Annotated in this window: 10 protein-coding genes and 2 tRNA genes; all 12 read right to left on the bottom strand. The window is 56.4% G+C overall.

Annotation, left to right across the window (positions count from 1 at the left end):
* Positions 1 to 191 precede the first annotated feature (191 nt).
* Entirely contained in the window at positions 192 to 2,324 is a 2,133-nt protein-coding gene (pnp, locus tag F3J41_RS12660) for a polyribonucleotide nucleotidyltransferase (RefSeq protein WP_058770684.1), read from the bottom strand.
* A 308-nt stretch (positions 2,325 to 2,632) separates the two neighbouring features.
* Entirely contained in the window at positions 2,633 to 2,902 is a 270-nt protein-coding gene (gene rpsO / locus F3J41_RS12665; protein WP_010615981.1) for a 30S ribosomal protein S15, read from the bottom strand.
* A 132-nt stretch (positions 2,903 to 3,034) separates the two neighbouring features.
* Entirely contained in the window at positions 3,035 to 3,979 is a 945-nt protein-coding gene (truB, locus tag F3J41_RS12670; protein WP_152391379.1) for a tRNA pseudouridine(55) synthase TruB, read from the bottom strand.
* Positions 3,979 to 4,386 carry a 30S ribosome-binding factor RbfA gene (rbfA, locus tag F3J41_RS12675; protein WP_021507701.1) on the bottom strand — a complete coding sequence of 136 codons (408 nt, stop codon included), beginning with the start codon at positions 4,384 to 4,386 and terminating at the stop codon, positions 3,979 to 3,981. Before rbfA ends, truB begins: the two co-directional genes overlap by 1 nt.
* A gap of 64 nt (positions 4,387 to 4,450) precedes the next feature.
* The gene (infB, locus tag F3J41_RS12680; RefSeq protein WP_021507702.1) at positions 4,451 to 7,141 is read right to left on the bottom strand and encodes a translation initiation factor IF-2; all 2,691 of its coding nucleotides are present in this window, start codon (positions 7,139 to 7,141) and stop codon (positions 4,451 to 4,453) included.
* A gap of 17 nt (positions 7,142 to 7,158) precedes the next feature.
* Positions 7,159 to 8,646 (bottom strand): transcription termination factor NusA, encoded by a 1,488-nt coding sequence (nusA, locus tag F3J41_RS12685; RefSeq protein ID WP_021507703.1) that lies wholly within the window; start codon positions 8,644 to 8,646, stop codon positions 7,159 to 7,161.
* A gap of 24 nt (positions 8,647 to 8,670) precedes the next feature.
* Complete coding sequence (gene rimP, locus F3J41_RS12690; RefSeq protein WP_031279732.1) at positions 8,671 to 9,123, bottom strand: ribosome maturation factor RimP; 453 nt, start codon at positions 9,121 to 9,123, stop codon at positions 8,671 to 8,673.
* A 212-nt stretch (positions 9,124 to 9,335) separates the two neighbouring features.
* Positions 9,336 to 9,412 (bottom strand) — tRNA-Met (locus tag F3J41_RS12695).
* A gap of 59 nt (positions 9,413 to 9,471) precedes the next feature.
* A tRNA-Leu gene (locus F3J41_RS12700) sits at positions 9,472 to 9,558 on the bottom strand.
* Between the two features lie 46 nt (positions 9,559 to 9,604).
* Positions 9,605 to 9,940: a preprotein translocase subunit SecG gene (gene secG / locus F3J41_RS12705; RefSeq protein WP_010617340.1), complete on the bottom strand. Its 336-nt coding sequence runs from the start codon at positions 9,938 to 9,940 to the stop codon at positions 9,605 to 9,607.
* A gap of 217 nt (positions 9,941 to 10,157) precedes the next feature.
* Positions 10,158 to 11,492, bottom strand: coding sequence for a phosphoglucosamine mutase (gene glmM, locus F3J41_RS12710; protein WP_021507705.1), 1,335 nt, complete (start codon positions 11,490 to 11,492; stop codon positions 10,158 to 10,160).
* Positions 11,493 to 11,496: 4 nt separating this feature from the next.
* Positions 11,497 to 12,330: a dihydropteroate synthase gene (gene folP, locus F3J41_RS12715; RefSeq protein ID WP_088516028.1), complete on the bottom strand. Its 834-nt coding sequence runs from the start codon at positions 12,328 to 12,330 to the stop codon at positions 11,497 to 11,499.
* Positions 12,331 to 12,348: the final 18 nt, after the last annotated feature.

The raw sequence follows: 12,348 nt of genomic DNA on the forward strand, positions 1-12,348 counted from the left end.
TCCCACTCCCGAATACAAACATTGGGATAACCATCCTGTCATCCGCCTGCTATGCACAAGGGTTCCCGCCCTCGCGATGATACCCGTCCTGCTTCAGCTGCACTGACACGCTGACCAGCGCGCGACGCATTCCGGGTATACAAACACCGCTCCCCACCAGCAGGCAGGGAGCGGCTGATCAGGAAAAACGCTTACTCGGCGTCAGGCGTCGTCACCGCAGCGGTTTCTTCTGCTGGCTTCTGCTCTGTCGCTTCTTTGATGCTGAGACGAACGCGGCCCTGACGATCCACTTCCATCACTTTAACTGGCACTTCCTGACCCATCTGCAGGTAATCGGTCACTTTCTCTACACGCTTGTCGGCGATCTGAGAAATGTGTACCAGACCTTCTTTACCGCCGCCGATTGCCACGAAGGCACCGAAATCAACGATACGGGTCACTTTACCGGCGTAGATACGGCCCACTTCGATCTCAGCGGTGATCTCTTCGATGCGGCGAATCGCTTCTTTGGCTTTCAGGCCGTCGGTCGCTGCGATCTTCACGGTGCCATCATCTTCGATTTCGATGGTGGTGCCGGTCTCTTCGGTCAGCGCACGGATAACTGAACCGCCTTTACCGATGACGTCTTTGATCTTGTCTGAGTTGATCTTGATGGTGTAGATGCGCGGCGCGAACTCGGAGATCTCCTGACGCGGCGTGCTGATCGCCTGTTCCATCACGCTCAGAATGTGCAGACGCGCACCCTTGGCCTGGTTCAGTGCCACCTGCATGATTTCGCGGGTGATACCTTCAATTTTGATGTCCATCTGCAGCGCGGTGATACCTTCACGGCTACCGGCTACTTTGAAGTCCATATCGCCGAGGTGATCTTCGTCGCCGAGGATGTCAGACAGCACCACGAACTTCTCGTCTTCTTTCACCAGACCCATCGCGATACCGGCAACGGCCGCTTTGATCGGTACACCAGCGTCCATCAGTGCCAGTGATGCACCGCACACGGAAGCCATAGAAGAAGAACCGTTCGATTCGGTGATTTCAGACACGACGCGCACGGTGTACGGGAACGCATCCTGTTTAGGCATTACTGCCAGCACGCCACGCTTCGCCAGACGGCCGTGACCAATTTCACGACGCTTCGGTGAGCCAACCATACCGGTTTCGCCCACGGAGTACGGAGGGAAGTTGTAGTGGAACAGGAAGCTGTCAGTACGCTCGCCCATCAGCTCATCGAGATTCTGTGCGTCACGCGCGGTACCGAGGGTAGCAGCGACCAGCGCCTGCGTTTCACCACGGGTAAACAGCGCAGAACCGTGGGTACGCGGCAGTACGCCAGTGCGCACGTCCAGACCACGGATCATATCTTTTTCACGGCCATCGATACGCGGTTCGCCGTTCAGGATACGGGTACGCACCACGTTCTTTTCCAGGCTGTGTACGATGTCACCGATTTCGGCATCATCCAGCGTTTCGTCTTCAGCCAGCAGTGCGGCGATGGTTTCGTCTTTGATGACGCCAACCTGTGCATAGCGCTCCTGCTTGTCAGTGATGCGGTACGCATCGCTGATGCGCGCTTCGGCCAGGGCGGCAACGCGTGCGATCAGCGCATCGTTCGCCGGCTCTGGCTGCCAGTCCCAGCGTGGTTTGCCTGCTTCGGCCACCAGCGCATTGATGTTTTCAATCACAACCTGCTGCTGGTCGTGGCCGAACACCACAGCACCCAGCATCTGGTCTTCGGTCAGGATGTCCGCTTCAGATTCCACCATCAGCACTGCATTCTGCGTACCGGCAACCACCAGATCCAGACGAGACTGTTTGATCTCATCCGCGGTTGGGTTCAGCACGTACTGATCGTTGATGTAACCGACGCGTGCCGCACCGATTGGGCCGTTGAACGGAATGCCAGACAGTGACAGCGCAGCAGAAGCACCGATCATCGCAACGATGTCCGGGTTAACCTGCGGGTTCACAGATACCACAGTCGCGATAACCTGTACTTCGTTAACAAAACCTTCCGGGAACAGCGGACGCACCGGGCGGTCAATCAGACGCGCAATCAGGGTTTCGCCTTCGCTTGGACGGCCTTCACGACGGAAGAAGCTGCCCGGAATACGGCCAGCGGCGTAAGTACGCTCCTGGTAGTTCACTGTCAGAGGGAAGAAGTCCTGACCGGCTTTGGCTTTTTTCTGGCCCACGACGGTAACGAATACCGCTGTGTCGTCCATGCTTACCATTACTGCTGCGGTGGCCTGGCGCGCCATCATGCCGGTTTCCAGCGTGACGGTATGCTGACCATATTGGAATTTGCGTACGATCGGGTTCAGCAAAATTTAAGTCCTTAAATTCGTGGCAAAGCCTGCTCGGCCCGCCGGGGATTACCGATCTTTAGTTGCATCCTCGCGACTAATGACAACCCTTAACCGCCCCTGCGGTAAAGCCTCTCATTAGCCGCGCGAACCTCTGCAAGCAAAGATCACTCTCAGCAACAATACATGAGTTTGGTCCGGATTGCTGCGGATTGCTCGAAAAAAGGGGCCATAAAGGCCCCCTTTTCGCGAAACTCGCACAAATCTGATCGCCAGATGCGGTTTTTTGCATACTGCATGCGCTACATCGTTGATCAGATTCTTCAGACTTAGCGACGCAGACCCAGGCTTTCGATCAGGCTGGTGTAACGTGCAACGTCTTTACGCTTCAGGTAGTCCAGCAGCTTACGACGCTGGGATACCATGCGCAGCAGACCGCGACGGCTGTGGTGGTCTTTCTTGTGCTCAGAGAAGTGACCCTGCAGGTGGTTAATCTGAGCAGTCAGCAGAGCAACCTGAACTTCAGTTGAACCGCTGTCGTTAGCGCCACGACCGTATTTAGCAACGATCTCTGCTTTAGCTTCTACGCTTAGAGACATAATAAACTCCAGTAAAAAATGAATGTATGGGTGCCGATCTCTAATTCAGCAGCCCGCTTTTAAAGCCGCGCTATTCTACTCTTCGCCCGGTAGCAACGCAAATGCGCTGTAACGGCCAGCGGTAATACGCGATCAGTCGGCAAACTCCACCACCAGACGACGCGGTGCCACGCGACCATCATCGGCGATTTCCGCCATGCCGATAAATTTCTGCTCATCGCCTTCGGTCACCCGCACCAGCCCGCTGGCCGGCGCGTTTTCCGCCTGGACCGGCATGCCCTGTTTGAACCAGGCCGCGACCGGCGTGGGCAGATTGACCGCTGGAAAATCTTCCGCCGGGCTGTCCATCGGCAACAGCAACGCGTCCAGCGGTGCGTAATCCGGCGTTTCCGCCGCATTAACCTGCGCCGCCAGCGCCTGCAGCTGTTCCAGCGTCATCATGCGCGCAATCGGGTAGCGCGCCACCTGCAGACGGCGCAGCATGATCACGTGTGCACCGCAGCCGAGCTTCTCCCCTAAATCGTCAATGATGGTGCGAATGTAGGTGCCTTTGGAAACATGGATTTCCAGCTCCAGCTCGTCGCCCTGCCAGCGAATAAACTGCAGTTCAAACACGGTAATCGGTCGCGCTTCACGCGGCACGGTGATGCCTTCGCGCGCATATTCGTACAGCTTGCGGCCCTGATACTTGAGCGCCGAGAACATGGTGGGCACCTGCAGCGTCTCGCCGCGAAAGCTCTCCAGCGCCACATCCAGCTCAGCCTGGCTGAAGGTCATCGGCCGCGTTTCAACGATATTGCCGTCCGCATCGGAGGTATCGGTGCGCTGGCCCAGACGGGCAATCACGCGGTACCGCTTGTCCGAATCCAGCAGATAGCGGGAAAACTTGGTGGCTTCGCCGAGGCAAATCGGCAGCATACCGGTGGCCAGCGGATCGAGCGCGCCGGTATGGCCCGCCTTGTTAGCATTAAACAGGCGTTTGACTTTTTGCAGCACATCGTTGGAGGATGCGCCCTGGTGTTTATCCAGCAGGAAAACACCGTGGACATCGCGACCACGGCGACGAGGACGACTCATCAGTCCTCCTTGTCGTCTTCCGCCGGGCTTTCACCCCGTCGCTCAGCATCGTTTCTGATCACGTTAGACACCAGATTCGACATGCGCATCCCTTCAATCAGCGAGTTATCGTAGAAGAAGGTCAGCTCTGGCACGATGCGCAGACGCATCGCTTTACCGAGCAGAATACGGATGTAGCCAGACGCTTCTTTCAGCGCTTTGAGGCCATTTTTCACCGCTTCTTCATCCTGGTCGTTCAGGAAGGTCACGAACACTTTGGCATACGCCAGATCGCGTGACACCTCAACGCCAGACACGGTGACCATCATACCCAGACGCGGGTCTTTGATTTCGCGCTGCAGGATGATCGCAATCTCTTTCTGCAATTCCTGCGCCACGCGCTGTGGGCGACCAAACTCTTTCGCCATACTATTTCTCCCAAATAATTCGGGAGGCCAGAGGCCTCCCAAATTGCATCACATCGACCAGCAATTACTCGATGGTGCGTTTAACTTCAATCACTTCGAACACTTCGATCATATCGCCAACGCGAACGTCGTTGTAGTTCTTCACGCCGATACCACACTCCATGCCGTTACGCACTTCGTTGACGTCATCTTTGAAACGACGCAGAGATTCCAGCTCGCCTTCGTAGATAACCACGTTGTCGCGCAGTACGCGGATCGGGTTGTGACGTTTGATGTTGCCTTCGGTGACCATACAGCCGGCAATCGCGCCAAATTTCGGTGACTTGAACACGTCACGGACTTCGGCCAGACCGATAATCTGCTGTTTGAACTCCGGTGCCAGCATGCCGCTCATGGCAGCTTTCACTTCGTCAATCAGGTTATAGATGACGGAGTAGTAGCGCAGGTCAACGTTTTCAGCGTCAATCACGCGACGCGCAGAGGCATCAGCACGCACGTTGAAGCCGAGAATGATCGCGTTGGACGCAGCGGCCAGGGTAGCGTCGGTTTCGGTAATACCGCCCACACCAGAACCGATAATCTTCACCTTCACTTCGTCGGTGGAGAGTTTCAGCAGCGAGTCGGAGATCGCTTCCACAGAACCCTGTACGTCGGACTTCAGGACAATGTTCAGCTCGGACACTTCGCCTTCGGTCATGTTGGCAAACATGTTTTCCAGCTTGGACTTCTGCTGACGCGCCAGTTTGACTTCGCGGAATTTGCCCTGACGATACAGCGCCACTTCACGCGCTTTCTTCTCGTCACGCACCACGGTCGCTTCGTCACCCGCTGCCGGCACGCCGGACAGGCCGAGGATTTCCACCGGAATCGATGGACCCGCTTCCAGCACTTCACGACCCAGTTCGTCACGCATCGCACGCACACGGCCGTATTCGAAGCCGCACAGTACGATATCGCCCTTGTTCAGCGTACCTTCACGCACCAGCACGGTGGCTACCGGACCACGACCTTTGTCGAGGAACGATTCGATCACCACGCCGCTCGCCATACCCTGACGAATTGCAGTCAGCTCCAGTACTTCCGCCTGCAGCAGAATCGCGTTCAGCAGGTCGTCGATGCCGGTGCCAGCTTTCGCCGAGACGTTAACGAACATATTCTCGCCGCCCCACTCTTCCGGAATGATACCGTACTGGGTCAGCTCGTTCTTCACGCGATCCGGATCGGCTTCTGGCTTGTCGATCTTGTTCACTGCCACGACCACCGGCACACCGGCCGCTTTCGCGTGCTGGATCGCTTCGACGGTCTGCGGCATCACGCCATCGTCCGCCGCCACCACCAGGATAACGATATCCGTGGCCTGCGCACCACGTGCACGCATTGCGGTAAACGCGGCGTGGCCCGGGGTGTCGAGGAAGGTGATCATGCCGTTATCGGTTTCAACGTGATACGCACCGATGTGCTGGGTAATCCCGCCCGCTTCGCCGGAGGCGACTTTGGTGGAGCGGATGTAGTCCAGCAGCGAGGTTTTACCGTGGTCAACGTGACCCATGATGGTCACGACCGGCGCACGGCTTTCCTGCGCAGCATCGGTATCACGATCGTCCATTACCGCTTCTTCCAGCTCGTTCTCGCGGCGCAGGATCACTTTGTGACCCATCTCTTCGGCCACCAGCTGGGCGGTTTCCTGATCGATAACCTGGTTGATGGTCGCCATGGCACCCATCTTCATCATCGCTTTAATAACCAGCGAGCCTTTCACCGCCATTTTGTTGGCCAGTTCGGCAACGGTGATGGTTTCGCCAATGATGACGTCACGGTTCACCGCCTGAGCAGGTTTATTGAAGCCCTGCTGCAGCGTGCTTGGTTTACGATGTTTGCCACCTTTACCGCCGCGTACCTGAGCACGCGCTTCTTCACGGTCAGTTTTGGCTTCAGAGTGCTTGTTGCCTTTTTTGGCCGGACGCGCTGCCTTGGTGGTGCGGGTGCGACCACGACCGCCTTCGACTTCGCGATCGTTTTCGTCTTCTGCCTGACGGGCATGAGTTGAAGTGGTGACGTGATAGTCGCCCTTATCTTCTTCCTCTGGTTTTTCCCATTCAGCGGCTTTCTCTTCGGCCAGACGACGGGCTTCTTCCGCCGCGCGGCGCGCATTCTCTTCCAGCTTACGGCGCGCTTCTTCTTCCGCTTTACGCTTCAGTTCGGCGGCTTCAGCTTCACGACGGGCTTTGTCAGATTGCGCAGCCTTGGTCATTTCGTCGGTAGGTTGATTAGTCACTTTCTCATTTTCCGCTGCTTCACGCTTAGCCTTGTCAGCGGCTTCGCGCTTGGCTTTCTCTTCGGCTTCACGTTGCGCTTTTTGTTCAGCTTCGCGACGGGCTTGTTCTTCAGCCTCGCGACGCGCCTGCTCTTCCGCTTCACGCTGCGCCTCGGCTTCTGCTTCCGCCTGAGCTTGCTCAGCGTCGGCATCACCTTTCACGTATGTGCGCTTTTTGCGGACTTCGATTTGCACCGACTTACTTTTACCCCCGGTGCCTGGAATATTCAAGGTGCTGCGCGTTTTGCGCTGCAACGTCAGTTTGCCTGAACCGGTCTGACCGTGCTCACGATTCAGGTGGGACAGTAAGGTCTCTTTCTCTTGCTGGGATACGGCGTCGTTTTCAGACTTACGGATCCCTGCATCAGCAAATTGCTGTACCAGGCGATCGACCGGAGTCTGAATTTCGGCGGCCAGCGATTTTACGGTTACATCTGTCATGCTGTTCCTTCCTGTTATTACGCGTCATCGCCGAACCAGCAGATATTACGTGCAGCCATAATCAGCGCACCGGCTTTCTCATCATCCAGCCCTTCAATATCTGTCAGATCGTCAACACCTTGCTCAGCGAGATCTTCCAGCGTGCAAACGCCTTTTGACGCCAGGCGATACGCCAGCGCACGATCCAGGCCTTCAAGATTCAGCAGGTCCTCAGCAGGTTCCTGATTACCAAGGCTCTCTTCTTTCGCTAATGCCAGGGTGGTTAACGCATTTTTTGCTCGTTCACGCAGGGCTTCAATGGTCTCTTCGTCGAGGCCGTCGATTTCCAGCAGCTCGTTGATTGGCACGTAAGCCAATTCTTCCAGCGAAGAGAAGCCCTCTTCCACCAGAACGGTGGCGAACTCTTCGTCGATGTCGAGATGTTTAGTGAACATATCGATCGCTGCATGGGCTTCGGCCTGATGCTTCGCCTGCAGATCATCGACGGTCATCACGTTCAGCTCCCAGCCGCTCAGCTGGGATGCCAGACGCACGTTTTGGCCATTACGGCCAATCGCCTGAGCCAGATTGCCGGCTTCAACAGCGATATCCATGGTGTGATTGTCTTCATCCACCACAATTGACGCCACATCGGCAGGTGCCATGGCGTTAATCACGAACTGTGCCGGGTTGTCGTCCCACAGCACGATATCAATACGCTCGCCGCCCAGCTCGCTGGACACCGCCTGCACGCGCGCACCGCGCATACCGACGCAGGCACCGACCGGATCGATACGTTTGTCGTTAGTTTTTACCGCAATTTTGGCGCGTGAACCCGGATCGCGCGCTGCCGCTTTGATCTCGATAACTTCTTCGCCAATCTCCGGCACTTCAATGCGGAACAGTTCGATCAGCATCTCCGGTTTGGAGCGGGTAACAAACAGTTGCGCACCACGCGCTTCCGGACGCACGGCATACAGCACGCCGCGAATACGGTCACCCGGGCGGAAGTTTTCACGCGGCAGCATGTCTTCACGCACAATCACCGCTTCGGCGTTGTTGCCGAGATCCAGTGAAATGTTGTCGCGATTCACTTTCTTCACCACGCCGGTGATGATTTCGCCTTCCTGCTCGCGGAACTGATCGACCACCATCGCGCGCTCGGCTTCACGCACTTTCTGGACGATAACCTGTTTCGCGGTCTGCGTGGTGATACGGTCGAAGGTGACAGATTCGATCTGATCTTCAACATAATCGCCCAGATTGAAGGCTTCATCTTCAAAGCGTGCTGCTTCCAGCGTGATCTCGCGCGTTGGCTGCGTGACTTCTTCTACAACCACCCAGCGACGGAAGGTGTCGAAATCGCCACTGCGACGGTCAATGCTGACGCGCACGTCGATTTCCTGCTCATACTTCTTCTTGGTCGCAGTGGCCAAAGCGCTCTCCAGCGCTTCGAAGATTTTCTCACGCGGCAGGGCTTTTTCGTTAGAAACGGCTTCTACTACAGCTAAGATCTCTTTGTTCATCCTGGTTAGCCTCAATCCGGACTTTTAAAAGTGGGGGACCAGGTTCGCTTTCTGAATGTTGCTCAGCGCGAACACTTCATCGTTACCCTCAACGGTTACCGTGATCATCTCGCCTTCGACAGACTTGATGATGCCCTGCCATTTACGGCGGTTCTGCACGGCCATACGCAGTACCAGGCTCACCTCTTCGCCAGCGAAACGCGCATAGTGCTCCGCGGTGAACAGAGGGCGATCGAGACCCGGTGAGGAAACTTCAAGGTTGTAAGCCACCGTAATAGGATCTTCCACATCCATTACAGCGCTGACCTGGTGGCTAACATCGGCGCAATCATCAACATTGATACCCTCTTCACTATCAATATAGATGCGCAAGGTTGATGTGCGACCACGAATGAACTCGATACCGACCAATTCGTAGCCAAGCGCTTCTACCGGAGCAGAGATCAACTCTGTCAACTTTTGCTCTAATGTGGACAAGCCCACCCCCAAGACATAAAAAAAGGGCCTAAAGCCCAGTGTTACGATTTCCTGATAACAAAAAACCCCGAAAATTCGGGGCTTTTTGTGACTGGACCCTGTATGCCGCGATGCGGCTTCGGCACACCATCCAGCAGAATTTTTTTCAAAACTGACTGCGGATGCGTCCGTCGATGCATACAGTATATTTGAAAAAGAACTCTAAGGGAAAGTGGTTGCGGGGGCCGGATTTGAACCGACGACCTTCGGGTTATGAGCCCGACGAGCTACCAGGCTGCTCCACCCCGCGTCCGAAAACGTGGCGAATATTACGCCGATCTTGCGAAAAATGCAAGTTATACTGAGATTTGGTACCGAGGACGGGACTTGAACCCGTAAGCCCAATCGGGCACTACCACCTCAAGGTAGCGTGTCTACCAATTCCACCACCTCGGCACTTCACTGACTGCGACGATACGATGTCGCTTTAGCGCTGACGATCTTACTGCGGGATATCATTGCCCGGCGTGGCCGGTTTAGCTGGCTGAGTCTGCTGTTGAGACTGAGCCGGCGCGCTGAGGTTTTCCCACTCGCTTCCTTTGGAAGTCTTGTTACTGTTCAGGTTGCCCAGAATCAGACTGATAATGAAGAACAGCGTAGCCAGTACCGCGGTCATGCGAGTCATAAAGTTACCAGACCCGGTTGAACCGAACAGCGTACCAGACGCGCCTGCACCGAATGAGGCTCCCATATCAGCGCCTTTGCCTTGCTGCAGCATGATCAGACCAACGAGGCCAATCGCTACAATAAGGAAAACAACCAACAGAGCTTCGTACATAATCAACCTGTTTCCTTGCGCGTTATCCGCACAGTTAAAGCTTCAACCAATATTGACGGGGAGTCTCGTCATCACCCATCAGAAGCGGGTGTGAATACTAACCAAAGGCGCATACCTCTGCAAGCGCAATTTACACGAAGTTTTGCGATTGCGGAAAAAAGCGCCATCCCGGTGATTTTACAGGCGGAAAGCAGCAAACTGACCGCCCGTAACGCGGTTAAACCGCTTTTACCGCATCGGCAATTTTGTGCGCCAGTTCGGTCACCTGCGCCTCATCCTCGCCTTCCACCATCACGCGAATCAGCGGCTCGGTGCCGGATTTACGCAACAGCACGCGCCCGCGCCCGGCCAGCGTTTTTTCCACTTCTGCGGCAGCCGCTTTGACGCTGTCGCTCTCCAGCGGATCGTGGCTGCCGCTGAAACGCACATTCACCAGCACCTGTGGCAGCATCTTCATGCCGCTGCACAGATCGTGCAGACTCATGTGGTTGCGCACAATCGCAGTGAGCACTTGCAAACTTGCTACGATGCCGTCACCGGTGCTGATTTTATCCAGCAGGATCACGTGGCCGGAGTTCTCCGCGCCCATGCGCCAGCCCTTCTCCTGCATTTTTTCCAGCACATAGCGGTCGCCCACTTTGGCACGGGTAAACGGAATCCCCAGCTGTTTCAGCGCCAGCTCCAGCCCCATGTTGCTCATCAGCGTGCCGACCACGCCGCCGCGCAGCTGACCCTGACGCAGCGCTTCGCGCGCGATGATGTAGAGAATCTGGTCGCCATCCACCTTCTGTCCAAGATGATCCACCATCATGATGCGGTCGCCATCGCCGTCATAGGCCAGGCCGAGATCGGCTTTTTCATCCAGCACGCGCTGCTGCAGCTGACGCAAATCGGTAGCGCCGCACTCTTTGTTGATGTTCATGCCGTCCGGCTGCACGCCAATCGCAATCACCTTCGCACCCAGTTCACGCAGCACATTCGGCGCGATGTGATAGGTCGCGCCGTTGGCGCAGTCCACCACGATCTTCAGCCCGTTCAGGCTCAGCTCGCTGGGAAAAGTGCCTTTGCAGAACTCAATGTAACGCCCGGCGGCATCGACGATACGGCTGGCGCGGCCCAGCTCAGCGGACTCGACGCAGGTCAGCGGCTTCTCCAGCTCCAGCTCAATGGCGGCTTCGACGTCGTCCGGCAGTTTGGTGCCTTCGGCAGAGAAGAATTTGATGCCGTTGTCGTCAAACGGGTTGTGCGACGCGGAGATCACGATGCCCGCCTCGGCGCGGAAAGTGCGCGTCAGGTAGGCAATGGCCGGCGTGGGCATCGGGCCGGTGAACGCGGCAGACAGCCCGGCAGCCGCCAGACCGGCTTCCAGCGCCGATTCCAGCATGTAGCCGGAAATACGTGTATCTTTACCAATCAATACTTTGCGCGAGCCGGAACGGGCCAGCACTTTGCCGGCAGCAAAACCCAGCTTCAACACAAAGTCCGGGGTAATGGGCGCTTCACCCACTTTGCCGCGAATCCCATCCGTACCGAAATATTTACGATCGCTCATGCCTTTATCCTTTTGCTCTCCGTGTCGCCTCGACGATGCGCATCGCTTCGACAGTTTCTTTAACGTCATGCACGCGAATAATCTGCGCGCCCTGCATGGCGGCGATCACCGCGCAGCTCAGGCTGCCGGTCAGACGCTGTGCCGGGCCGACGTTTAACAGCTGGCCAATCATCGACTTACGCGACATGCCCACCAGCAGCGGCAGACCGTGATGGTGAAAATCACTGAGATGCGCCAGCAGCTCATAATTGTGGCTGAGATTCTTACCGAAACCGAAGCCCGGGTCGAGCAGCAGACGCTCTTTTTTAATGCCGGCCGCTTCACAGCGCGCAATCTGCGCAGCGAAGTAAGCGTCCACTTCGCTTACGATATGCTGATATTCCGGTGCCTGCTGCATGGTGCGCGGTTCGCCCTGCATGTGCATCAGGCATACCGGCAGACCGGTCTCTGCGGCGGCCTGTAACGCACCCGGCTCGGACAGCGAGCGGATATCGTTAATGATGTGAGCGCCCACACGCGCGGCTTCGCGGATCACTTCTGCTTTTGAGGTATCCACCGAAATCCACACTTCAAAGCGCTGCGCAATGGCTTCCACCACCGGAATCACCCGCGCCAGCTCCTCTTCCACCGGGACTTCATCAGCACCAGGACGGGTTGATTCGCCGCCCACATCGATAATCGTGGCACCGGCATTCACCATCTCGTTGGTGTGCGTGAGCGCGTCGACCAGCGTGTTGTGCGTTCCGCCATCAGAAAAGGAGTCCGGCGTGACATTTAAAATTCCCATCACATGGGGAAACGACAGATCGAGATGGGTATCACGGGCGTACAACTTCATGGCGAAAATCTCCCTGAG

It is taken from the genome of Pantoea sp. Ap-870 (genome assembly GCF_011752515.1).
GTDB classification, from domain to species: domain Bacteria; phylum Pseudomonadota; class Gammaproteobacteria; order Enterobacterales; family Enterobacteriaceae; genus Pantoea; species Pantoea dispersa.